The organism is Spongiibacter taiwanensis, from assembly GCF_023702635.1.
Lineage (GTDB): Bacteria > Pseudomonadota > Gammaproteobacteria > Pseudomonadales > Spongiibacteraceae > Spongiibacter > Spongiibacter taiwanensis.
Genome location: NZ_CP098455.1, coordinates 3,146,575 through 3,170,000 on the forward strand (window position 1 = coordinate 3,146,575; position 23,426 = coordinate 3,170,000).

The 23,426-nt window shown below is 55.3% G+C and carries 18 protein-coding genes; 12 read left to right on the forward strand and 6 right to left on the reverse strand.

Features of this window, described 5'->3' with window-relative positions:
- Positions 1–2: 2 nt before the first annotated feature.
- Genes NCG89_RS14295 through NCG89_RS14305 form a run of 3 tightly spaced genes read left to right on the forward strand, consistent with a single transcriptional unit; the run spans position 3 to position 3,186 of the window.
- Complete coding sequence (locus NCG89_RS14295) at positions 3–515, forward strand: aromatic-ring-hydroxylating dioxygenase subunit beta (RefSeq protein WP_251087236.1); 513 nt, start codon at positions 3–5, stop codon at positions 513–515.
- A gap of 18 nt (positions 516–533) precedes the next feature.
- Positions 534–1,313: a fumarylacetoacetate hydrolase family protein gene (locus tag NCG89_RS14300; RefSeq protein WP_251087237.1), complete on the forward strand. Its 780-nt coding sequence runs from the start codon at positions 534–536 to the stop codon at positions 1,311–1,313.
- 22 nt (positions 1,314–1,335) lie between these two features.
- On the forward strand, positions 1,336–3,186 hold the full coding sequence (locus NCG89_RS14305; RefSeq protein WP_251087238.1) for an AMP-binding protein: 1,851 nt from the start codon (positions 1,336–1,338) through the stop codon (positions 3,184–3,186).
- 33 nt (positions 3,187–3,219) lie between these two features.
- Here the strand turns inward: NCG89_RS14305 and NCG89_RS14310 are convergent, their stop codons facing one another.
- Positions 3,220–3,834, reverse strand: a complete 615-nt coding sequence (locus NCG89_RS14310; RefSeq protein WP_251087239.1) for a TetR/AcrR family transcriptional regulator — start codon at positions 3,832–3,834, stop codon at positions 3,220–3,222.
- A 655-nt stretch (positions 3,835–4,489) separates the two neighbouring features.
- On the opposite strand from NCG89_RS14310, the gene NCG89_RS14315 reads away from it, so the two are divergent.
- The 5 genes from NCG89_RS14315 to NCG89_RS14335 all read left to right on the forward strand — a co-directional run bounded on the left by NCG89_RS14315 (position 4,490) and on the right by NCG89_RS14335 (position 10,060).
- Positions 4,490–6,535 (forward strand): TonB-dependent receptor, encoded by a 2,046-nt coding sequence (locus NCG89_RS14315; RefSeq protein ID WP_251087240.1) that lies wholly within the window; start codon positions 4,490–4,492, stop codon positions 6,533–6,535.
- 123 nt (positions 6,536–6,658) lie between these two features.
- A complete protein-coding gene (locus tag NCG89_RS14320) occupies positions 6,659–7,366 on the forward strand; it encodes a response regulator transcription factor (RefSeq protein ID WP_251087241.1) in 708 nt (235 codons plus the stop codon).
- 122 nt (positions 7,367–7,488) lie between these two features.
- Positions 7,489–8,433 carry a DUF7064 domain-containing protein gene (locus tag NCG89_RS14325; protein WP_251087242.1) on the forward strand — a complete coding sequence of 315 codons (945 nt, stop codon included), beginning with the start codon at positions 7,489–7,491 and terminating at the stop codon, positions 8,431–8,433.
- Positions 8,430–9,584 (forward strand): phosphotransferase family protein, encoded by a 1,155-nt coding sequence (locus NCG89_RS14330; protein ID WP_251087243.1) that lies wholly within the window; start codon positions 8,430–8,432, stop codon positions 9,582–9,584. The genes NCG89_RS14325 and NCG89_RS14330 overlap by 4 nt, the downstream gene beginning before the upstream one ends.
- On the forward strand, positions 9,581–10,060 hold the full coding sequence (locus NCG89_RS14335; RefSeq protein ID WP_251087244.1) for a hypothetical protein: 480 nt from the start codon (positions 9,581–9,583) through the stop codon (positions 10,058–10,060). Before NCG89_RS14330 ends, NCG89_RS14335 begins: the two co-directional genes overlap by 4 nt.
- Before the next feature lie 82 nt (positions 10,061–10,142).
- Here the strand turns inward: NCG89_RS14335 and NCG89_RS14340 are convergent, their stop codons facing one another.
- From NCG89_RS14340 to NCG89_RS14355, 4 genes are all read right to left on the reverse strand, one after another.
- Positions 10,143–11,375 carry a thiolase family protein gene (locus NCG89_RS14340; RefSeq protein WP_251087245.1) on the reverse strand — a complete coding sequence of 411 codons (1,233 nt, stop codon included), beginning with the start codon at positions 11,373–11,375 and terminating at the stop codon, positions 10,143–10,145.
- Positions 11,376–11,501: 126 nt separating this feature from the next.
- A complete protein-coding gene (locus tag NCG89_RS14345) occupies positions 11,502–13,073 on the reverse strand; it encodes a long-chain-fatty-acid--CoA ligase (protein ID WP_251087246.1) in 1,572 nt (523 codons plus the stop codon).
- Between the two features lie 27 nt (positions 13,074–13,100).
- Entirely contained in the window at positions 13,101–13,892 is a 792-nt protein-coding gene (locus NCG89_RS14350) for an enoyl-CoA hydratase/isomerase family protein (RefSeq protein WP_251087247.1), read from the reverse strand.
- 36 nt (positions 13,893–13,928) lie between these two features.
- The gene (locus NCG89_RS14355; RefSeq protein ID WP_251087248.1) at positions 13,929–14,810 is read right to left on the reverse strand and encodes an SDR family oxidoreductase; all 882 of its coding nucleotides are present in this window, start codon (positions 14,808–14,810) and stop codon (positions 13,929–13,931) included.
- Between the two features lie 313 nt (positions 14,811–15,123).
- Here NCG89_RS14355 and NCG89_RS14360 point away from each other — a divergent pair, with 313 nt between their 5' ends.
- The 4 genes from NCG89_RS14360 to NCG89_RS14375 all read left to right on the forward strand — a co-directional run bounded on the left by NCG89_RS14360 (position 15,124) and on the right by NCG89_RS14375 (position 20,886).
- Positions 15,124–16,191 carry an NADH:ubiquinone reductase (Na(+)-transporting) subunit F gene (locus NCG89_RS14360; RefSeq protein WP_251087249.1) on the forward strand — a complete coding sequence of 356 codons (1,068 nt, stop codon included), beginning with the start codon at positions 15,124–15,126 and terminating at the stop codon, positions 16,189–16,191.
- 215 nt (positions 16,192–16,406) lie between these two features.
- On the forward strand, positions 16,407–17,510 hold the full coding sequence (locus NCG89_RS14365) for an NAD(P)-dependent alcohol dehydrogenase (RefSeq protein ID WP_251087250.1): 1,104 nt from the start codon (positions 16,407–16,409) through the stop codon (positions 17,508–17,510).
- A 300-nt stretch (positions 17,511–17,810) separates the two neighbouring features.
- Positions 17,811–19,514, forward strand: a complete 1,704-nt coding sequence (locus NCG89_RS14370; protein ID WP_251087251.1) for an enoyl-CoA hydratase-related protein — start codon at positions 17,811–17,813, stop codon at positions 19,512–19,514.
- A gap of 217 nt (positions 19,515–19,731) precedes the next feature.
- The gene (locus NCG89_RS14375; RefSeq protein ID WP_251087252.1) at positions 19,732–20,886 is read left to right on the forward strand and encodes an acyl-CoA dehydrogenase family protein; all 1,155 of its coding nucleotides are present in this window, start codon (positions 19,732–19,734) and stop codon (positions 20,884–20,886) included.
- A 143-nt stretch (positions 20,887–21,029) separates the two neighbouring features.
- Here NCG89_RS14375 and NCG89_RS14380 read toward each other — a convergent pair whose 3' ends face one another.
- Positions 21,030–23,384, reverse strand: a complete 2,355-nt coding sequence (locus tag NCG89_RS14380) for a 1-acyl-sn-glycerol-3-phosphate acyltransferase (protein ID WP_251087253.1) — start codon at positions 23,382–23,384, stop codon at positions 21,030–21,032.
- Positions 23,385–23,426: the final 42 nt, after the last annotated feature.

Sequence of the window (23,426 nt, forward strand, 5' to 3'; positions counted from 1 at the left end):
TCATGAGTAACGAAAACGCAATGGCTGAGCTGCTTCGTTTTTACCGTGTACAACAGTTGCTGTTCAAAGAGGCGAGCTTGCTGGACGCCTGGCAGCTACAGGAGTGGTTGGCATTGTTTACCGACGATGGCAGCTATTTTGTACCGCCAACGGATGTGCCCGCCGAGGAAGCCGATCCGGCAAAGCATCTCTACTACATCGCGGACAACCATGACCGGCTTACGGAGCGAGTGATTCGGCTGGATAAAAAGACTTGTCACTCTGAGTACCCAAGATCAAAGGTTCAGCGCCTGGTGAGCAATATCCTGATTGATGATGTTGCCGCCGACGGCACCATTACTGTTAAGGCTGCGTTCACCGTTTATCGCTCCAAAAATGGTATCACCGATACGTTTATGGGCAATTATGTTTACGTGCTCAAGGAGCAGGGCGACGAGCTGAAGATATCGAGAAAGACCTGTAACCTGGCCCTCAACGGTCTGCGCCCTCAGGCTAAGATCAGTATCATTCTCTAAGGGGATAACAAGTTAACCATGCAAGATCAGCAGATTCAGGAAATCAGCGTGGAGCTGTATCAAGCCCTGCGCAGTGGCAAGGCGGTACCGCCATTAACCGATCGCTACCCCGAGTTGAGTATTGACGACGCCTACGCGGTCTCTCTCGCGTTATTGGAAATGCGCAAGGCCGATGGCGAAGTGCTGATTGGCAAGAAAATTGGTGTTACCAGCGAAGCCGTGCAGAACATGCTTAAAGTGGGTCAGCCTGATTTCGGGTTTTTGACCGACCGCATGATCGGCGAAGGGAAAATCTCCCTTGATGGCATGATCGCCCCCCGGGCGGAGGGAGAAATCGCCTTTCTGCTCTCTGCAGACTTGAAGGGGCCGGGGGTCACCGAGGCCGACGTGCTGGCAGCGACCGAAGCGGTGATGCCCTGCTTTGAGATTGTCGATTCCCGCATTGCGGATTGGAAGATCAAAATTCAGGACACCGTCGCCGACAACGCCTCCTGCGGCCTGTTTGCCATTAATCGCGATGATATGAAAGACCCGACTAAAGTCGACTTGGTCGGTTGTGAGATGGTGGTGTATAAAAACGGCGAGTTTCTGAGTCGAGGCCTGGGATCGGCTGCGCTGGGGAATCCCTTAACCTGCGTAGCTTGGCTCGCCAATACTCTTGGCGAGTACGGGATCAGTTTGAATAAGGGCGATATTATTTTGTCAGGGTCTCTCGTTCCGCTGGAGAACGTGGTGCCCGGCGATAAGATGTCGCTGGAAATTAGCGGGATTGGTTCTCTCTCCATCGAGTTCGTGTAGTTCCCAGCAGAAGGAATATAGTATGGATCAACAGGAAAATATTCGTCGTTGGCGCGACGCCGCGGACGCAATCGACTGGTTTAGTAAGCCCACCGTCACCCTGGACGAGAGTGCTGCTCCCCTGTACCGCTGGTTTAGTGATGGCATTTGTAATACCAGTTATAACAGTCTCGATCGCCATGTTGCCGCGGGCAACGGTGATCGCACGGCGTTGATTTACGACAGCCCGGTAACTGACACCGTAGAACATATCAGCTATCAGGCTCTGCTGGATCGGGTATCTCGCTTTGCCGGCGCACTGAAAGGTTTGGGGGTGGGCAAAGGCGACCGGGTGGTGATTTATATGCCGATGGTACCGGAAGCCGCGGTGGCCATGCAGGCATGTGCGCGGATCGGTGCGGTGCACTCAGTGGTATTCGGCGGATTTGCGGCAAATGAGCTTGCATCCCGGATCGATGATTGCGAAGCCAAAGTGGTTATTTCGGCGTCCTGCGGTATTGAGCCAGGCCGGTTGGTTGCCTACAAACCCCTGCTCGATGAAGCCATTAACTACTGCAAACACAAACCCGAGAAATGCATCATCCTACAGCGGCCCCAACTCGCTGCGGAAATGACGGACGGGCGCGACCTGGATTGGGCCGAGGTTGAAGCGGCGGGCACGCCAACAGAATGCGAGCCTCTGGCTGCGACAGATCCCCTGTATATCATCTACACCTCGGGTACTACCGGGGCGCCGAAGGGTGTGTTGCGGGACAACGGTAGCCACATGGTGGCCATGAACTGGAGTCTGGAGAATATCTACGGCATCGATCCCGGCGATGTATTTTGGGCGGCCTCGGATATTGGCTGGGTCGTCGGCCATTCCTACATTGTTTACGGCCCCCTGATTCGTGGCGCCACCGCTATTATGTTCGAGGGTAAACCGGTGGGTACGCCGGATGCCTTTACCTATTGGCGCTTGATTGAGCGGCATAAGGTTAAAGCGATGTTTACGGCGCCCACGGCAATCCGCGCGATCAAGCAGCAAGACCCGGAAGGGAAGGGGCCGGACGGCTTTGACCTTTCGAGCTTGCAGAATCTGTTTCTGGCAGGGGAGCGCGCTGACCCCGATACCATTCACTGGGCGGAAAAGCAGCTGAATATTCCTGTTATTGATCACTGGTGGCAAACCGAGCTGGGCTGGCCGGCGGTTGCCAACTGTGCAGGGCTGGGTCTGTTTCCGGTGAAGTACGGTTCATCAGGTAAATGTGTGCCGGGTTTTGATGTGGTGGTACTGGATGAGGCTGGCAAAGAGATGGCCGCGGGCGAAATGGGCGCGTTGGCGATCCGCCTGCCCCTGCCGCCGGGAACACTGCCGAGTCTGTATAAGAACGATCAGGGGTTTGTCGAAAAGTATCTCAGTGAGCATCCTGGGTTTTACAATGCGGGCGATGCCGGATTTATCGATGAAGACGGTTACGTGCACATCATGAGCCGCACGGATGACGTGATCAATGTTGCCGGCCACCGTTTGTCTACCGGTCGCATGGAAGAGGTGCTGGCATCGCTAAAGGATGTTGCTGAGTGTGCAGTGTTTGGCGTAAACGACGACATGAAGGGGCAGGTGCCCTTAGGGCTGCTGGTGCTGAATGCCGGTGTCGAACGTGACGATGCGGATGTTGCAGAAGAAGCTATTGCCCATGTCCGTAAAGAGGTGGGGCCGGTGGCCTTCTTTAAGCGAGCGGTTGTCGTGAAACGTCTGCCGAAAACTCGTTCTGGCAAAATCCTACGCGCGACCTTGCAGAAAATCGCCAACGGCGAATCTTATAAAATTCCTGCAACCATTGATGATCCTGCTATTTTGGAAGAGATCAAAGCCAAGCTGTTTCCTTAGTAGCAACAGCGCTGGCTGACAGCGTTACTGCTGTCAGTCGGCTTTGATCTGCGCTGCCAGCGTTTTCCAGGTGGCCATCATTTTGTCATAGGTGGCCATATTGTCGGTGATCAGCAATTTGATCGCGTAGCCTCTCACCAGACAGAAAGTCATTTGTAAGGTGTCTTCAGCGGCGTCTGCGTTCCAGCCTAAGTCGATTAGCTTTCTGATCCAGGCTTTTTCAACCGCGCTGCGGCTGTTCAAGGCCAGCTTGATCTGTTGCTCCCGCAACTCCTCATTTTTTCCGCCAGCTATCAGTATGTCGAGTGCTACCATAAAAAACTCCGAGAGGTAGAAGTCCTCCGCATCTTTAATGGCGGCCTCGACGGGGTCCTCGTCGGCAGAGAAAGCGGCGATGTTTTTAATGAAAATTTGTTGGGAGCGCTCGTAGGCGTACTCCATCGCGGCTAACGTTAGATCGTTTTTCGTAGGGTAGTGATGTAACTGGGCGCCCTGGGATACCCCCGCTTTTTTGGCGACGGCTGAGGTTCTGAAGTTGGCAAATCCGTTATCGCGAATAACTTCGAAGGCGGCCTTTGATAGCCGCTCTCGCATAATTGCTGTGCGTTCCGCCTGGGGGACGCGGGTTTTCTTTTTTTCTACTGTCAAAATCGCTGCCTCTGGTGCAGTGGAACGTGTTGGCGAATGGTTCGCGCTAATGTCAAATTATATGACGACAGTGATTTTCAATCGACTATTGCAGATCCACATTTGGTATTAATTACTTCTCGGTGATGGATACCTTGAGTCCTGGGTAACTTGGCCTAGACTGCAATTTGAAGGCAGGTTTTAGCGGGTTTTTTGTTGACGCCTATGGGCGGAGAAAATACTATCTTGAGTGTCAGTCAGTGAAAATAATGCATACTTGGCTGAGTGAGTAGTAGTGATTTTTTTGTTGCTAGTTTTCGATGTCAACGCTTGTATTGATAGTTAAAAATTATAAGTTTAGCCAGCTGGCTGGATCATAAGATTCGAGTTTGCAGTGACATAGTGGCGGGGTGTTTTTTTGTATTGCCCCTTTTATTGGCAACCTAAAGCAGTCGATTGAGCAGCACTTAATATGCGCCGCGGTGGGCGTGTCAAGGTTCTCACTGCCTTGGCCGATCCCTCCAGGTAGCTAAATGACATGCGAACGTGTATTCAGGAGAGAAAAATGACGTCTAGGAAATTTCGCGGTGTTCCTTTACCACTGGTGTCAGCCATTGCGGCTGCGGGGACAATGCTCGTAAGCAATTCGGCTGTGGCGCAGCTGGAGGAGGTTGTCGTGACCGCCCAGAAGCGTTCGGAGAGCGCCCAAGAGGTACCAATCGCTATTACGGCGGTGACGGAATTGGCGTTGGAAAAATCCGGGATTACCGGCAGTGATGAGTTATCGATGGTAGTGCCAAACCTGCAATTCAGTCGGCAGCTGGCGTCGGCAACCCCATTTATTCGCGGCGTGGGTACCAAGAACTCCTCCGCCGGTGAAGAAAGCAGTGTCTCAACCTACGTGGACGGGGTTTATTACTCTTCCATGGTTGCCTCGATTATGGAATTTAACAACATCGAGCGCATCGAAGTGCTGCGCGGTCCGCAGGGTACCTTGTTTGGCCGTAACGCTACCGGTGGTTTGATTCACGTCATCACCAAAGACCCGCAATTTGAGACTGAAGGCAAGATTAAAGCGGGTTACGGCAGTTACAACACATACAAATTCGGTGGCTATGCGACTACCGGGTTGTCTGAGAAGGTGGCTGGCGATATCTCTGTGCTTTATACCAAGCGCGAGGACGGTTACGGTGATAACCGGTTTACCGGCAACCCGCGGGAACGTCCCGGCGAAGAGGATCGTTCAATTCGCTCCAAGCTGCTGTTTGATATGAGTGAGCAGACCTCCATTCTCGCATCGGCACTTTACGCAACTCGGGAAAGCGATGTGGGTATCGCCCGGCAGCCGGCCAAAGGGAGTAACGCCAATTTTGGCGCCGCCTACACCGGTGATTTTCAAGATATCAACTCCGACTGGACACCGCTGGCAGAGGCGGACCAGCGTAGCTATTCGTTGAAGGTGACCCATGCCTTTGAGGGCGCAGAGTTAATCGCCACTACGGGCTACAATGATATTAATTCCTTCCTGTTGCTGGACCAGGACAGTGGTCCTGCGCACGTGGTTAACTTTCTGGTGCGCGAGCGCAGCGAGCAATTTTCTCAGGAATTTCAATTAAGCTCGACCGGTGCAGGGCCGTTCCAATGGACGGCCGGTGTCTATTATATGGCGGCACTGTCGCAGAATGATCCCACCCAAACGACCTCTGCCAATCCGGCCTTCAACGTGACCATGGATACTGAGCAGGAGACCGAGTCGCAGGCTATCTATGGTCAGGTGAGTTACGACTTTAGCGACGCGACCAAGGTGACATTGGGGCTGCGCTGGACCCTGGATGAGCGGGAGTTCAGTGGCCGTACCACCAATACGATCTCCGGCGCGCCGGTAAACCCGGCTGAACCGTACCTGGAGGAGGAAGAGTCCTGGGAGGAGCCGACTTGGCGACTGGGGGTTGACCACCAGCTGAATGACGAAGTATTGGTCTACGCCTACCATGCCCGTGGCTTCAAGAGCGGTGTGTTCAATACGCTGACCAATAACGGTGCGATTCCTGACCCGGTTGATCCGGAAATTCTGGATGCTTATGAAATCGGTTTGAAGGGGGATTTCCTCAACAACAGCCTGCGGGTGAATACTGCTATCTTCTTCTACGAGTTTGAAAACCTACAACTGCAGCAAATCAATGCTGGCTCCATCTTCCTGTTCAATGTGGGTGATTCCGAAATGCAGGGGGCCGAAGTCGAAACCACCTATTTCGTGACGGAAAATCTCGACCTGAATCTTTCGGTTGCCTACCTGGATACCGAGTATGTTGAGTTTCCCGACGGGCCGATCATTTCGCCAAACCCTGCAGGCCCAGGCAACGTGACCACCTCTGGCGACTTAGCGGGTAACGAAATGACCCGGGCTCCTGAGTTCACCTACAGCCTGAGTGCAAACTATCGCCAGCAGACTGGGATGGGCGAGCTGAGCTACAACATCGCCTATTATTACAACGATGGATTCTTCTGGGAGCCAGATAATCGTACTGAGCAGGATTCCTACGATGTGCTGAATGCCGAGATTGCCTTTACCACAAAGGATGAGAACTGGCGCTTCAGAATTTTCGGCCGGAACTTGTTGGACTCTGAGTATTCCTATTACTCCCAGCAAAGCTCCTTCGGCGATTTTGTCTCAGCAGCACCACCACGGACCTACGGTGTGGAAGTCGAGTATCGCTTTTAGGTCGCGGTGCGTTCACACTGGGTGGCGTCAGCCCCCCGGTGTGAGCTAGCGATTGACAAAGGCGCTTTCCCCCGGCATCTTGTTGTCGAAAATAACGACTTTACTGAGGTTGGAATGCACCACTTGGCAACTGAATTTGAGCAATCTGCCCAGGAGCTGATGTTTCGCGCCGGCGCGGAGAGTTTTTGCCTGGTGATGTTCCATGCCGACCGCCAGCAAGGGGCGGTCAATTTTCTCAGTTATGCTGGAATGAGTTCTAAGGTTCGCCGAGACTACACTTCGAGTTTGTGGCAACACGATCCCTTTCTGCTTTCGGTAAAAGACCCAGAAGCAAAAGCAGGGCCCTTCGTTCGGGAACGGCGTGAACTGGAAGATAAGGCGGTCGCCCGACCCTACTGGCATTTTATTGATCAAATTGGTTACGGCGATATTATCGCCTCCATACACCCCTTTACCCCTGAAATTCACTTGATCGGCGCGATGATGGGCCTCCGGCGAGACGGGGGTGCCCGCCGTGATGGTGCGTTATTGGCCCTCGATTCCCTGGTAGCGCAGAGCGGACGCACCATCCTTAACGAAAGCCTCATGCGCCTGTTTCCTGCGGTGGGGCAGGGAAGTAGCGATCAGAGCGCAGCGTTGTTGAATCTGACACGCCGTGAAGAAGAGGTGGTACTCGCCCTGCGTGAGGGCAAAAGCAACAAGCAGATTGCCGACCAGCTCGCGCTTTCCGAGTTTACGGTGCAGAATCATTTTAAGCGCTTGTTTCGCAAGTTCGATGTGCGAAATCGCACCGAGCTGCTGAGTAAAATCCAGTCTATGGCATTGATTTAATTAAAAAATACTCTCTCTCCCTCTGTCTAGCTGTTTTTGGTCTATTGTGTAATTTCCCGCCGCTGTTAGCCTTGTCATCCTATATCCGAAAATAAAGCTCGGTTGTTAATAAGGATGATCTGATGAACCGTCGATATACCACAGACATTATTGCCCTCGACCCCGTCCACGATAATCGCCATAAACTGGAATCTGGACCTTTTGCCCGCGAGTCCCTTGCCTACCTTCTGCAATTGCCGGAAGAGGGGATTGGTGGAATTGTCTACACCTGGGTCAACGGCCAGGGCCTGGCGGGCTGCGCTGTTACCTTGTTTGGCCCCGGCATCGGGCCTGAGCCCCTGGTTGACAAACTGGACGGGATTTCCGTGCCGGAGGACATGGACTTCTTTGACTGGCGCGTGGAGCGTCTGCATTTGAAGCTGGGTGAGCTACTGAAAACAGCACACATCCACTACAAGTCGGATGATTTTGAAATCGATTTCACCTTCACTGCCACCCAGCCCGCCTACGCCTACAGCTCCCATAAGGATGGCTGTCCCCAGTGGATTGCCCACGACCGCTTCGAGCAGCAAGGTGTACAGTCCGGGCATATTGTTATCAAAGGTCGGAGAATTCCCCTGCGGGGTTATACCCAGCGCGACCACTCCTGGGGTACCCGTGACTGGGGCGTAAACCAGCATTGGAAATGGATTCACGCCTCCGCAGGCCCGGAATTGAGCGTGCATTTCTGGAAGCTCGAGTCCATGGGGCAGACCTTACTCCGGGGCTATGTCGACAAAGACGGCCACATTGCTCAGGTCACTGATGTGGATGTGGAGTTCGCCATGAATGATGACATGACCACCCGGGTGGTGAATGCCGATATTGTCGATTCCGCTGGCCGAATTACGCGCTTTCAGGGGGTGCCCTTCGCTACCTTCTACCTCAGCCCTGACCCAATGATTACCCTGTTTGAGTCACCCATTACCGCACATATTGATGGTCAGCCGGGTGGCGGTTGCTGTGAGGTCATGTGGACCAACAGTCTGCTGGATTACGTTCGTGGCAAAAAGGAGAGTGCGTCGTGAGTGCCCTTAGTTCAGCGCATCGGCACACCCGGGGTGTCGATGTAGAGCCCAGTATTGTCGATATGCTCGATGGTGCGTTGGCCCAGCGTGAAAAGCCGGCCTATTCCTCGGTATCTGAGGCGGAGCTCGAGCCCCGGGTTATCGCCTTTCTAGAAAACCAGGGGGTGAAGTCGCCCAAGATTGTTGGTCTCAAGCGCATGGGCGGCGGTGCATCCAAGGAGCAGTTTGTTTTTGAGCTGCAGTGCGATGGCGCCGATCCCCAAAAGTGCGTATTGCGCCTCGACCCGCTGGAAAGTGCCGTGGTCTCGGATCGGCGCAAAGAATTCTCGGTAATGCAGAGGATGCTCAACGTGCTCCCGGTGCCGCCGGTACTGTGGGCCGACTTTGATGGCGAGCAGCTCGGACGTCCTGCGCTAATCACCGGCTTTATCGGGGGAATTACCAAACCCGCGACGGATTCCGGGAATGTCTCTGGCCTGGGTACGTTGATGCCCGAGGCCTACCGCGAACCGCTGTCCAAACAATTCATGAAGTACCTTGAAGCAATGCACGCCGTGCCGGTCGATTTCGATACCGAGGTATTTCAGGTCCCCAATCAGGACCCCTTTCAGGCCGCGCGTTGGCAGGTGAACTGGTGGACCAGCGCCTGGCGAGACGATGCTTCAGAGGGCTCCCCGCTAATGGGGCTTGCCGAGCGCTGGATGCGTGACAATCTTCCCGAAACCGGGGATTTGGTGGTAGTGCATGCCGACTACCGCACTGGCAATTACCTGTTCGATGATGCCAGCAAAGAGATCACCACCATTCTCGATTGGGAGCTGGCCCATATCGGTGACTTTCATGAGGATCTCGCCTGGATCATCTGTCACAAAGGGGTGACCGACGAGGGGCAGGTGATGGCCTCAGGGCTGATGACACCCGAGGAGCTGTGCCAGCGCTATACCGAGATGACCGGTCGGGAGGTCAACCAGAAGGCCCTGCATTTTTATCGCGTGCTGAGCGTTTACAAGTGTGTGGTCATTTGCCTGGCAACCTCTGCCCAAACGGCGGGCCGTAAGCACAGCCATCAGGATATTTTATTGAGCTGGCTGACCTCGGCTGGCCACGCATTTTCTGCAGAATTGGCTGCCTTGCTGGAGGAATCCCTATGAACCCCTCGAACCAATTGCGTCTGGCGACCATGATTCGTGCAATCCAGGAGAGCATCATGCCCGCGATTCGGGACGATGCACCATTGGCCAAAGAGCAAGTGGGCCTGCTCATGGGGCATTTGGCCGCCATGATGCAACAGGACGGTCAGGAGCATGCTGTGGTGGCCCGGGAATGGCAGCTTATGTCGGACTTGGCGGCGAAGCTGCTCGATGCGGCCGCGGGTGACGCGGCGCTGGCGGAAAGTGCTGAGGCCACTCGCAATGTCCTGGCGGCGACGGATGCCTCGGCCCTGAGCTTTGCGGTGGAGGCCATGCTAGCCAATACCGAGGCGAGCGAGTCCTTTAAGACAGCGTCTGCCAAGCTTGCGATGACTTATGCTAAAGCCCACACCAATTTGGGGCGTGCCTGGTTTATGCCGATGGGCTTTGATGGTCCGTCTGCGGGCCTGCCTTCGGTCAAAGAACAGCTCGGCTAACCTGATTGCCTTTTAACGCCCACAAAAAGCCCGGCATATTTGGCCGGGCTTTTTTGTGGCTAGGCGTGAGAGAAAACGAAGCTTACGCCTCAGTATTCTCAATCAGCAGAGCAGAACCCTGACCGCCACCAACACAGGCAGAGGCGATGCCGTAGCGGATGCCGCGACGCTTCATCTCTTTTGCCAGAGTGGTGGTGCAGCGAACACCCGTTGCTGCCAGTGGGTGACCGTAGGCCGTGGCGCCACCGTTAACGTTCAGTTTCGCCAGGTCGATGTCCAGCTCTCTGGCAACCGCCAAACACTGGGCAGAAAACGCCTCATTCACTTCAAACAGGCCGATGTCGCTCAGGTTCAGGCCGGTGGCTTCCAGCATATCTTTGATGGCTGGTACGGGGCCGATACCCATTACATGGGGGTCAACAGCCGCTGCGGCAGAGGCAACGATGCGGGCCAGGGGCTGAACGCTGCGCTTGTCAGCGTAGGCTTTGCTGGCAACGATGGCCGCGGCAGCGCCGTCGACGATACCGGAGCTGTTGCCGCCGGTTTGTACGCCGTCTTTGGCAAAAGAGGGGCGAAGCTTCGCCAGGGTTTCTTTTGTTGTGGGGCGAACGTGCTCGTCAGTATTGAAGCTTTCGACGCCACGGGGCAGTTTGAACTGCTTGGTTTTCAGGCCTTCGCACTCAAAGGTCTGATTGGTGAGGGTCAAAATTTCGTCGCTCAATACGCCGGATTTCTGGGCGGCCAGCGCGCGCTCAAAGCTTTCATAGGCGAAAGCGTCGACTTCTTCCCGGCTCAGGTTGTAGCGTTTGGCCAGGTTTTCTGCGGTGCAGCCCATAGGGATATCGGCGGCAGCGTCGTACAGCAGTTCCATTAGGTAATCGCGAAAATCCACCTGACCGAGCTTGAAGCCGCCTCGAGCAGTGAAGTTACACATGGGCATGCGGGACATGGATTCGGCGCCAACGCAGACCATGGCATCTGCTTTGTTCAGCTGGCGATAGTCGGCGGCGTGGGCAATCAACTCAAAGCCGGAGCCACACAGGCGCTGCAACATCAGCGCAGGCATGCGTTGTGGCAGGCCGGAATACAGGCCGATGTGGCGGGGCAGGTACCCGGCATCAAAGTCTGAAGGCGCCAGGTTGGCGGCAAACAGGCAGTCAAAATCTTCGGTGTCGTAATTGCCTGTGGCGAGCAGGCCTTTTACCGCAGCGATGCCCAGATCGGTGGCAGAAATCTGGGACAAGGTGCCGTTGAGGGAGCCAAAACCGGTGCGGCGACCATCGATCAACCACGCGTCATCATAAGTTGTTGCCATGTTACTCTCCTGTGCTTGCTGCGACCGATAACGTCATCTTTTCGAGGCGTTATTGTAATTCGGTTGCAACGAAAAAAAAGCCAGTACGATGGCGTACTGGCTTAAATGTCAAAACCTCAGTGCAAATCAGCCGACACCGCGCTCGACGTTTTCCCAGTAAGGGGCGCGCAGGTCCTTTTTGGAGACTTTGCCGGCGCCGGTGCGAGGGAAGTCAGCAACAAATTCCACGCTCTTCGGGCATTTGTACTGGGCCAGGCGTTGCTTGCTGAAGTTGATCAGATCTTCGGGGTCCGGGTTGGTGCCGGGCTTGGGAATGACCAGTGCCTTGACCTCTTCGCCCCATTTCTCGCTGGGCACACCGATAATGGCGACGGCAGCAACGTCGGGGTGGAGGGATAAACAGTTCTCAACTTCGGACGAGTATATGTTCTCGCCGCCGGAGACGATCATGTCCTTGGCCCGGTCCACTATGTACAGGTAACCGGCGTCGTCAAAGTAACCCACATCACCAGTGCGGTACCAGCCGTTATCAAACACCTCGGCCCAGGCATCGGGCTTGTTCCAGTAGCCTTTGGTGATAGAGGGCAGGCGCGCCAGCATTTCGCCGGGTTCGTTGGCGCCCAAGGCGTTGCCCTTGCCGTCGACGACCTTAATTTCCATCAGCGGCAGCGGTTTGCCACAGGAAGTCAGGCGCTTCTCGTTGGCCAGGTCGTGATCGTCCGGGCGCAGGAGGGTAATCGCGCCGCCGGATTCGGTTGAACCGTAGAACTGCATAAAGCGACAGGGGATTTTTTCCATCGCTCGCTTGAGCAGACCCATAGCGATGGGGGAGCCAGCGTACATGATTTCCCGAATGCTGCTGAAGTCGGTGTTGGGTGTTTCTGGGTTTTCCAGCAGCATCTGAATCATCACTGGTGCTAGGCCTGCCAGTGTTGGGCGCTGGGTGTTAATCAGTTGCAACACCTCGTTGGGGTCGAAGCGGGAAGCCACAACGATGGTGGCGCCGTTGTACATTGCCTGCATTGACAGCCCCAGGCCAAGGAGGTGGAAGCTGGGTACACAGAACAGGTACCGGTCGTTGTGATCCCAGGTGTAGGCGGGTTCCAGGTGCTCGCACAAACGCTGGAGCATGATGCCGCCGTTGGTCATCTGCACGCCCTTGGGCAGGCCGGTGGTGCCGGAGGTGTAAATCTGCCATGCGGTGTCGTCTAGTGCCGTGGGGGCCATCGGGTCCTCGGAGGAGGCTTCTGCGTACCATTGCCACAGCGGGTTTTCGTCACCTTTGCCCAGCTTTACGTCCACCGAATCAATGGTGCGGCCGAGTTCTTTTTGCGCGCCTTCCCACAGGGGGGCGAAGGTGTCTTCGATGAGAACCAGTTTGGGGTCGGCATCAGACACGATCAGCGCAACCTCAGCGGCAGCCAAACGCCAGTTCATGGGGATGAATACCGCATTGAGTTTGGCGCAGGCGTAGATAGTGATGAAGTAATCGTCTGCGTTGCCTGCGTAGTACAGCACCCGGTCGCCGGCGCCGACACCGGCAGCGGCCATTTGGTTGGCCATCTGACTGGACTTGCTGTCCATCTCCAGCCAGGTCAATTCCCGGCCGGCAAAGTAGGTGGCAATTTCGCCACCATGATTTCTAGCGTTGTAACGAACAATGTCAGCAACGTTTTTTATTTCTGGGTATGCCCACATAGCAATATCGTCCTCAATACGGTCTTATTACTTATAGTTAAACACGGGTTTTTGTTTGCTTGCTACTGCAAGAACCGCTTCCCATGTGTCATCGGTGCGGGTGCACTCAGTTAGCGCTCGGGATTCCATCTCCAGCTGGGTTTCCAGCGGTGTGTTCAGAGATTCCAGCATCAATCGCTTGTACTGACCAATGGTGAAAGTGGGGCCAGCGGCCAGTTCTTTGGCAAGCTTTTCTGTTGCTGCGTCGAGCTCGTCGGAGGGGTGGATCTCGCTGACCAGGCCGTATTCCAGGCCTTGTTCGGCAGTCCAGGTCTCATTGCGTGCGAAGAACGAGAACGCTTTGCGAACACCGACCCGGCGCGGCAAAAAGTAGGAGTTGCCGCAGTCGCAGGAGAAGCCGATACCGGCAAAGGCGCCGTAGAACTTGGCGTTGGGGCCGACCATCAGAAAATCCGCAGCGGCGGCAAAGGCGATACTGCCGCCTGCCATAAGCGCATCAGCCTTGACGATAAATGGCGCGTCCATCCGCGACAGGCGCGATACACCCATGTGCATGTTGCCAGTTGCCATCTTAATGAAAGGCGGCAAGTCGGTGCGGTCACCTTTGGTGAAGGTTTTGAGGTCGCCACCGACGCTGAAAAAACGACCTTCCGCATCCATAACCACGGCGCGAATTTCAGGGTTGCTGTCGCACTCGGTTGCCAGGTAGTTAAATTCTTCAGTGAAGCGGGCATCGAAGGGGTTGCCGCGATCACCCTGTGCCAGGGTGATATAGGCGACATTGTCCTCAATGCGAAACTTGAATGATTGCAGTTCCATTAGTGTTCTCCAGGTAGCTACAGCTGAAGCGTCGGATTAACCGACGCTACGCTGGGATTTTTCTTTTTCGGCGGAGGCCTTGATGGATTCGCGAATATCCTGCCAATCCTGGTCGCTCAGGTCAGTCAGGCTGGCGAAAGTGCTGGGCGCGGCCAGGTGGTGGCCACCGTCAATGGCAATGGTTTCGCCAGTGAGGTAGGCGCAGCCGTCCGCCTGCAGGAAAATCATCAGATTTTGCAGCTCGGGCATATCGCCGTAGCGGCCCATGGGTACGCTGGCAGAGTCAGTCGCGCCAGAGGATTTGCCAGTTGGGTTGAGTTTGTCCCAAGCGCCTTCAGTGGGGAAGGGGCCGGGCGCAACCGCGTTCAGGCGAATGCCGTATTTTCCCCACTCGACGGCCAGTGATTTGGTCATGGAGTCGATAGCCGTTTTTGACATGGCTGAGGGCACAACGTAGGCCGAGCCAGTAAATACCCAGGTAACCAGGTTGCTGACGATGCTGCCGGTCAGGCCGGCTTCAATCCAGCGCTTGCCCACGGCCAGGGTTGTCATGAAGGCGCCGTCCATCACGGTGGAGCGGATGGCTTCATAGCCGCGGGGTGACAGGGTTTTAGTGGGGGCGATGAAGTTGGCGGCGGCGTTATTGATCAAGCCGGTCAACGGGCCTTCGGCGAAAATGGAATCGATCATCTCGTCGATCGAATCGGCTGAGCGGATGTCGCAGGTGCGATAGTGAATCTTGCCGGGGTTAATGGCGTCGAGCTCCTGGCAGGTCTCCTGCAAAACGCTTTCCCGGCGACCGCAGATGTACACTTCTGCGCCGCAGGTCAGGAAACCTTTGCTAATTTCCTTGCCGAGACCAGTTCCGCCGCCGGTAACCAGAATTCTCTTATTTTCTAGGGTAGTAGGACTGAACATGTGTCACCTCAAATAATCGCGTGTGATTGGAACGTTGCTCTCGGCGTTAATGCCGCATAAATAGTACGTGTGCGAAATGAATTAGTAAACATCAATTACTATTTGAGAGGTCGGCCTTTACCTGCGGGGTAGGCCGGTCGATAAATTCTGATATACACTTTTGTGCTGGCGTCGGCCTTCCCTTGTAGTGGTGCATTCGAACGCTCGAGAAGATAGGGCTTGCCGTGCTTGACTTTGAAAGTACGCATGCTTAATTTATCGATTTATAACTAAAAATGAATCTCCCGTTCGGGGGTGGTTTCCAGGAGTTCCAGTGGCGTTATTTTCCTTTCTCAAGCCTTCCAACAAGAAGGTTACCATAGAACCTGCAGGTGTGAGTTTTGAAGTCAAGCCCGGTCAGTCGATCCTTGAGGCGGGTTTGTCAGCCGGTTACGCCATGCCCCACAGCTGCACAGTGGGTACCTGCGGCACCTGCAAATGCAAGCTAAGTGATGGTCGGGTGCGCGAGCTGACCAATTTTGCTTATGTGCTCGAGGCGGAAGAACTGCAAAGCGATATTATTCTGACCTGCCAGGCTGCAGCGAAGTCTGATGTCACGTTGAATATTCCCGGTTTTGAGCTGAAGCACTTGACCCCGCCGGAGGACTTCAAAGGCAAAATTATCGCCACTGAAGACCTTACCCACGACACCAAAAAGGTCACCATTGCCTTGGATCGGCCGATGCATTTTGATGCTGGACAGTATGTTCAGGTGCATCACAACGACATCTACGGTGCGCGTTCCTATTCCTTTGCCATGCCCCCTGCGGAAGAGGGTTGCCGCGAGATCGAATTGTTTATCCGCCAGGTGCCCGGTGGTGAGTTCACCGGCAAACTGTTTGCCAATGAGCTTGAACAGGCGGAAGTTGGCATCCACGGTCCGGCGGGTAACTTCTGGCTGCGCGACGGCCGCGGCCCGATTATCTGTGTGGGTGGTGGCAGTGGACTGGCGCCGATCGTCAGTTTGCTAGAGCATGCGGCGAAGTCAGATCATGGTCGCCCTTGTGTGATGTTTTTCGGCGCCCGGACCCAGGACGATCTGTACTGCCTTGAGCGAATCAACCAGATTGCCGAAAAGTGGGATGGTGCTTTCCAGTTTGTGCCGGTGCTCTCCCATGAGCCGGAGGACAGTGATTGGAAGGGGTTGCGCGGCTTTGTGAATACCGCTATCGAGGGGGCTGCTGGTCAGTATCTGTCCTCTGAAACGCAGGTGTACCTGTGTGGGCCGCCGCCAATGATCGACGCAGTGACCGAGACAGTGCTGGCCCTGGGTATTGAAGAGGGCAACATCCATGCAGATAAATTCCTGGATGCCAGTCACGGTATTTCGCGTCAAGATTAAGCCCTGCAGGCTGTTGGTGTAAGAGAGGTTGGTTTCAATGGAGCGCGGGCCAGGCCAGTGCTCGAAGACGTCCGATGCTGGGGTGGGAAGGGGATGTGCCTGTCTCAGTTCGGACGCGAAGAATAAAGCAATAAAGTCATTTATCGAGGATGGTTGCCGGTTGGGCGAGTTGTCCTTTCATTTTCGCGAGCTAAAGACATAGTAGGGATTCCATTATGCAAATTACTGCCGCTGTTACCCGCGAAGCGGGTGCCGATTTTAAAATTGAGCAACTGGAGATTGAAGATCCTCGTGATAATGAGGTTCTGGTGCGCATCGTTGGCGTCGGCGTTTGCCACACGGATATCGCGGCCCGCGATCAGCAGGTTCCCGCGGGTCTGCCCATCGTATTGGGGCACGAGGGGTCTGGCGTAGTAGAAAAGGTGGGTGCCAAAGTCACTTCGGTAAAACCCGGTGATCACGTGGTGCTGTCTTACACCTTCTGCGAGCAATGTTCTCCCTGCGAGCATGATCACGAGAACTACTGCCAGCAGTTTGGCATGCTGAATTTCGCCGGTGTTCGCGGTGATGGCAGTAAGGCGCTGAAAGGCGAAGGTGGTGAGATTGGTAGCCACTTCTTTGGTCAGTCTTCTTTCGGTAGCTACGCGCTGGCCTATGAAAACAATGTTGTAAAAGTTCGCAATGACGCGCCTTTGGAATTGCTCGGACCGCTGGGCTGCGGCATCCAGACGGGTGCGGGTACATTCATGCGCTCATTTGCCTGCGAAGCGGGTTCGGCGGTAGCGGTTGCCGGTGGCGGCGCGGTGGGTTTGGCTGCGGTCTTGGGCGCAGTGGCGCAGGGTTGCGGCACTATTATCGTTATTGAACCCCACGCCAATCGTCGTGAGCTGGCCAAGGAAGTGGGTGCTACCCATGTGATTGATCCCATGGCGGGCAATGTCGCTGAGCAAATTCGCGGCATCGTTCCCAATGGCGTGAACTATGCGCTGGATACCACGGGCAAGAACGTCGTGGTTCAGGGCCTGGTAGCTTCGATGGCAGCTGGCGGCAGCATCGGTATTGTCGGCGTGCCCGGCAGTGAGGACGACGCCACGCTGAAACTGGATGTGCTGAGCATGCTGCTGTTGGGCATCAACGTGAAAGGGATCTGCGAGGGCGATGCCAGCCCGGCGGAGTTTATTCCGGTGATGGTCGACCTGTACATGGAGGGCAAATTCCCCTTCGATAAGCTGTGCCAGTTCTACGCCTTCGACGAGATCAACACCGCGGTGGCTGATCAGCACAGCGGCAAGAGTGTGAAGGCTATTCTGAAACTCTAACGGTTTTCGACAAAAAACCTGAATGCCGGCCATGCGCCGGCATTTTTTATGGTGCTTGCCTCACCCTTTTTGGCCCTGGAGCTGGCCCGGGAGAAGAGGGCAAAAAAAGGAAGCAAGCTAACTTTACATTTGCAAACTGCTCGGTATACTTCCTAATTAATTTCGCAAAAGTTGAGTTTGGGGCTCGCCCGTTTGCTGGGTTGCGAGGTCGCTGTGTAGCCCTGAGTCAGGTGCTTTAGGGGAGTCTGGAGCGCCGCTTTCCCGCAGTGAGCTGCGGTTAGTAAGAATTGAAGGTGAACGATGAAAAATATCAGCCTGACCAAGGGTCAAGACGGTTTCTATGTTGCTGTGCTGGATATGCCCGGCCGCCCCGTTAATGTCTTTTCGGAAGACATGATGGCCGATTTGGCCGCCGTGATCGATCAAGTCTCTGCGGATTGCGCGGCGGGTGATGCGCCGAAAGGGCTGATTTTGACGTCGGGTAAATCGACCTTTGTTGCTGGGGCTGATCTGGGCATGATCCAGGATTTCGGCGCCATGCGTTTTCGTGCCGATTGGCAGCAAATGCGTGATCGCTTTAGCTATCTGGGTAAATTGTTCCGCCGTTTGGAAAAACTGCCGGTCCCTGTGGTATCGGCCATTAATGGACTGGCATTGGGCGGCGGATTGGAACTGGCCATGGCATCCCACGGTCGCGTAGCGATCGACGGCCCCCAAGTTCAGCTGGGTTTGCCTGAAATTATCCTGGGGCTGCTGCCCGGCGCAGGCGGCACGCAAAGAGCGCCTCGCCTGGTAGGTCTGTCAAAAGGTCTGCAAATGTTGCTGATTGGTGCGCCGTTGAGTCCCGTCGAAGGGCTGGAAGCAGGTCTGGTGCACAAGCTGAGCAGTGCCGATGATCTGATCGACACCGCAAAACAGTTGGCGGTTGAGCTGGGTGCTGGCGCGCCCTGGGACAAGGCTGAGTATCAGCAGGACGCCGAGGATTTGGCTTTCCTGGGAGAAAACTTCAATAAGTGGGCCTTGGAACAGTGCGGCATCGACGCCAACACGGCGGCGCTTTATCCCGCCTATAATGCGATTTTGAAATGTGTTGGCGACGGTTTCAGTTTGGACATCGACGCTGGCTCTGATGTGGAATGGGATGTGTTTGTTGATCTAATGAGCCACCCAATCGCGTCTAATATGGTAACAACCTGTTTCTTGTCCAAGACCGCAGCAACAAAGCTTTCAATGGCAGCGCTGCCGAAGGCCGAGACGCCGGCGTCGTATGCGACAGTGGGTGGTCTGGAGTTACATGAGAAGACCTTCCGCAAGGTTGCCAAGACCGGCGCTGATGACGCGGCGATTACCGTCGGCCCAGTGGGCGCAAGCGCAGATCTGCTGGTGCGCAATTTGCTCGAGGCCAATGATGCATCTGGCGCGACACCCGAATTGCGGGTGGTTGGCGAACTGAAGCGGAACGAAGCCTTTGAGCTGTATCGCGGCGAGAGCGAGCAGGCTGGCGCGGCTGCCCTGGCATTGGTGCTGAAGTCCGGCAAGCCCGTTGTGGTGACGGATTCAGCGGTCAGTGTTAATGGATTGTTGTTGGATGCCTGCGCGCGCTTGGGCAAGGATGGCGATTCAGCGGCGCTGCTGCGAGCAGCCGTCGCGGTTGGTCTGAGCGACACCATGATTAGCGCCATGGGGCTTACGCCGCAGAGCGACGTGGCCTGGGGTGAAGAAGACAAGGCTGCGGGTATCGACTTGCTGGCCCAGCTGAGTCTGACCGGTTTTGAATTCGCCAAGAGTGCCCTGAGTGGCGACGAAGCGCGGGACGTGGCGATGTTGGCCGGTACCGATTTGCTGAGTGTTTACGGTGTTGGTTTCCCGAAATGGACCGGCGGTCCGCTGTCTTGCCTGACCATGTTCCAGCGCGGCGAACTGACGTCATCTTCGGTAGATACCAGCGCGGCGGACCTGGCCTTTAAAGGTCCTCTGGGATATCAGGTTGCCAAGGTCGCCTGATCGCGACCTAGAAGTAATTGCCGCCTGATCTCGACGAGAAAATCATGGTCGCCAGATTAGGCCAGCGGATAGCGGCCGGCTAACAACGGCCAGTAAAGATAGTAGGTATAGTGAGCGTCACCAGACTCTGGTGACCGGAAGGCTTTGAAGCTCCGCCATCGACGCATGCGTTATGGTGGGTAATTCGTTCGACTATTAGCGTAAAGGTGGTTTGGGAATGATCGAAAGAACGCTTTTTAATGAAGACCATGAAATGTTTCGCACCATGGTGCGCAAATTCATCGAGAAGGAAATTGCCCCTTACCACGAGCAATGGGAAAAAGACGGCATCGTTCCTAAAGAACTGTGGCTGAAGGCGGGTGAGGCCGGCATTCTGTGCTGTACCATCCCCGAAGAGTACGGCGGTGTGGGTGCCGATTACCTGTACGACGTAATCGTTTTTGAAGAACTGTTCCGTTCAGGCTTCTCCGGTCCTGGCTTCCTGATTCACACCGACCTGGTGGCAACCTACATCAACTCCTTCGGCACCGAAGAGCAGAAGAAGCGCATTCTGCCCAAGATGGTAGCAGGTGAGTGGATTGGCTCATTGGGGATGACTGAGCCCCACGCCGGTAGTGACCTGAAAGCGATCCGTACTAAAGCGGTACGCGATGGTGATGACTTTATTATCAATGGCCAAAAGGTGTTCATCTCTAACGGCCAGATGTGCGACATCCTGGTGTGTGCCACTAAGACTGACTCTGAAGCGGGTGCCAACGGCGTTACGCTGTTCATTGTTGAAGGCAACATGGAAGGCTTTGTGCGCGGTACTAACCTCGACAAGCTGGGCATGAAGGCCCAGGACACTTCTGAGCTGTTCTTCGAGAACGTGCGTGTGCCGGCCACCAATATGCTGGGCGAAGAGGGTAAAGGCTTCAAGATCATGATGCAGAAGCTGGCCCAGGAGCGTTTGGCTCAGACGATCCGTAGCGCCACCGTAACCGAAACCGTGATTGAGTGGACTCTGGAGTACACCTCTCAGCGCGAAGCCTTTGGTCAAACCATCGCTGATTTCCAGAACACCCAGTTCAAACTGGCTGAGCTGAAAGCTGAAGCTGTGGTAGGTCGTGTGTTTACCGATAAGTGTATTGAGCTGTTTATGGAAGGTAAGCTCGACTCCGTGACCGCAGCGATTGCCAAGATGCAGTTGAGTAACCTGCATTGCAAGGCCGTCGACGAGTGTCTGCAGTTGTTCGGTGGTTGGGGCTACATGTGGGAGTACCCGATTTGTCGCGCCTACGCCGATGCGCGTATCGTGAAGATCGCGGGTGGTTCGATCGAAGTCATGAAGACCATCATCGCCAAAGACATGATGAAGAACCTGAAAAAGTAATTTCAGGGTGGTACTTGAAAGGCCCCGTGCGCAAGCCGGGGTCTTTTTTTTTGGCTTTACGTTTTGCCGCCTGGCGACAATACGTTGGCTTACAAAAAAGCCGGGCAATGCCCGGCTATTCTCAGCTGATACCGGCTAACGTATCAGGTGTAAGCCATTACCGACTCGAGCTTGTTGCGCTCGGAAATCCGTTTCGCTTCGCTGAGTGAGGCCAGGTATCGGATATTGGCGGTAATCTGGCGCAGCTCGTCCAGCCATTGTTGACGGCGTTCCTGAATGTCGGCGCTGATTTCCAGCAGGTTCAGGTTTTCGGCGATCTTGATGGCGTTTTCAAAGTAATTTGATGACACCGATTCCTCGCAGTGGATGCGCTGCTGCAGCACCCGCTGTTTGCCCAGGGTCAGCGCGCGATCAATCAGCGCCCGTTTGTCGGCAGTCGCAACGGTGTTTTCCATTCGCAATGAGCGAGCCATCAGCAGGTAGGCTTCGATGAAGGGACGCAGGGTACCGTGGCCAATCACCGGGCGAATTTCGGTGAGAATGGCCCGGGCTTCAGCTTGCCCTTTCTTCACGGCCTTCTGCCAATTGGGGAAGCGCTGGTCCATTTCCTTTTCCATGCTTTCCAGGAAAGCTTCGGACCCCTCAAAGAAGAACTCGTATTTCAGAATGTCACGAATACGTAGGGCTTCTTCACGGAACTCATCAAGGCCTGCCTGGCCCTCACTGCGTACTGCCATCAGTGCCAGCTCTGCAATGGCGCTGGTGGTGAAGAAGTGCAGAATCCCGTTGCGATAGTACGCCGCCATGCGGCCGCTATCGTGGGGAATCATATAGACCGACTCGATGCCGTCATTGATGATTTTGATCACCCCGGTTTCACCAAGCTGGGCCAGATTGCGGCGGATGGACGCCTCGTCAATCTGTTTGGCTTCACTGCTGAGCAGGAAGCCCAGATCATTGGCAATGCTCCACAGGCCCTGGATACCCTCGGCCAGCTCCTTGTAGTTGACGGCCCGGTGGCCGTTTTCCAGCAGGACGTAGCAGATGAGGCCGTTCAGGGTAATCGGTGTGGCCCGGTTAACGTCGACGGCGAGGTCAAAGGCCAGCTTTTGCACCACGCGCGGGTCGACCTTGGGTGCGGATTTGTCGAGATGGCGGCTGAGGGGAACGCCCTCGCCAAAGCGGACGTGGATTTTACCGTGGGGATGCTTCAGGCCGCTCAGGTATTCCATAAACCAGGAGGCTGACTCGGGGCGTTTGGCGCCCCCCGCCTGGAGGTGGTCGTAATCGGCAACTTCGGGGACCTGGTCATAGCAAATCGAGATCGGCATCAACACCAGGTCCTGGGCGTCGTCCCTGGCATAGGCGCTGGCGACATAGTTGATCAACCCGTAGCGTGGCGGCATCAGCTTGCCGGTGCGAGAGCGAGTGCCTTCCAGGGCCCACATAACCGGGAAGCGCTTCTCGCCCAGATAGTCGATGTAGTTTTTGAATACCGCTTTGTAGACATCGTCATCGCCAAAGCTACGGCGAATAAAAATAGCGCCCGAGCTGCGCAGCAGGGTGCCCAGACCAGGCAGGCTCATATTGATACCGCCAAACACGTGGGCGGGGGGCAGGTTGTATTGGTGGAACAACCAGATCAGCAAGAAGCCGTCGATATGAGATTTGTGGGTAAACAAGAAGGCGACCGGCTTTTCTTTGAGGAGCTGGCGGATGCGCTCGATATCGCCGTCGGCAAAATCGATATCAGGGTCAAAGCCCCGGGTGTACATGAAGCGCCCCAGTGCCGCCGCAAGGTCATTGCCGACCGGTGTCGGTGTGGCGGCCATTTCTTTCAGGCAGGCTTTGGCGTAACGAACAAGGTGGTCGATGCTGCGCCCTGACGTGTCGCTGATTTTTTTCAGCGCTTCCTGCATGGCCGGGCGATTGAGCACTTCTTTGTCCAGCATGCGCGGAATGCGGTAGCGCGATCCGCTGACGTCGCGCTCTGCTTTTTCCAAGGCGAGCAGGGCGGAGCGTTCAATGAAAGCCTCGAGGTTTTTGTAGTCATAGCCGCGGCTGCGATACTTTTCGTAGTCACACTTAAGTTGGGCTAGCGATGCGCCTTTGCCCTGAACAACGCGATTTTCCTGGCGGCCCAGGATGCCCGAAACGGCTTGCTGCAAGCTGTTGGGGTTGGGGGTATTGCCCATCATCATATCGACAAGGGTTACGCTGGAGCCTTCCTTGGTGGCTTTGGGAATCCAGTGCAGCCGCAGGGGAATGAGGTAGCTGTCGGGGTTCAGCTCCAGAATGGCTTTCAAGTCACCCTTGGTCAGGCCGCGCTTGTCCTTGCGAAAACTCCGAAAAACCATGCTGTAGCTGCCGTTGGGTGGCGGGTTGCCCTCAACGTACTCGCGCAAGAGCTTGGTTTCTCTATGGCTGGTGCAATCGGCAATTAAAACGACGTGAGCGCTGTCAGTGGCAGGCCACACAATCCCTGGAGTAGATGTCATCGATAAGTCCTAAGGCAATGCTATAAATTATTTACAATTGGG

What these genes read in the sequence shown, in the direction of transcription:
- NCG89_RS14295 (WP_251087236.1), top strand. Translation starts at nt 3, where the DNA reads ATGAGTAACGAAAACGCAATGGCTGAGCTGCTTCGTTTTTACCGTGTA.
- NCG89_RS14300 (WP_251087237.1), top strand. Translation starts at nt 534, where the DNA reads ATGCAAGATCAGCAGATTCAGGAAATCAGCGTGGAGCTGTATCAAGCC.
- NCG89_RS14305 (WP_251087238.1), top strand. Translation starts at nt 1,336, where the DNA reads ATGGATCAACAGGAAAATATTCGTCGTTGGCGCGACGCCGCGGACGCA.
- NCG89_RS14325 (WP_251087242.1), top strand. Translation starts at nt 7,489, where the DNA reads ATGAACCGTCGATATACCACAGACATTATTGCCCTCGACCCCGTCCAC.
- NCG89_RS14335 (WP_251087244.1), top strand. Translation starts at nt 9,581, where the DNA reads ATGAACCCCTCGAACCAATTGCGTCTGGCGACCATGATTCGTGCAATC.
- NCG89_RS14340 (WP_251087245.1), bottom strand. Translation starts at nt 11,375, where the DNA reads ATGGCAACAACTTATGATGACGCGTGGTTGATCGATGGTCGCCGCACC.
- NCG89_RS14345 (WP_251087246.1), bottom strand. Translation starts at nt 13,073, where the DNA reads ATGTGGGCATACCCAGAAATAAAAAACGTTGCTGACATTGTTCGTTAC.
- NCG89_RS14350 (WP_251087247.1), bottom strand. Translation starts at nt 13,892, where the DNA reads ATGGAACTGCAATCATTCAAGTTTCGCATTGAGGACAATGTCGCCTAT.
- NCG89_RS14355 (WP_251087248.1), bottom strand. Translation starts at nt 14,810, where the DNA reads ATGTTCAGTCCTACTACCCTAGAAAATAAGAGAATTCTGGTTACCGGC.
- NCG89_RS14365 (WP_251087250.1), top strand. Translation starts at nt 16,407, where the DNA reads ATGCAAATTACTGCCGCTGTTACCCGCGAAGCGGGTGCCGATTTTAAA.
- NCG89_RS14370 (WP_251087251.1), top strand. Translation starts at nt 17,811, where the DNA reads ATGAAAAATATCAGCCTGACCAAGGGTCAAGACGGTTTCTATGTTGCT.
- NCG89_RS14375 (WP_251087252.1), top strand. Translation starts at nt 19,732, where the DNA reads ATGATCGAAAGAACGCTTTTTAATGAAGACCATGAAATGTTTCGCACC.
- NCG89_RS14380 (WP_251087253.1), bottom strand. Translation starts at nt 23,384, where the DNA reads ATGACATCTACTCCAGGGATTGTGTGGCCTGCCACTGACAGCGCTCAC.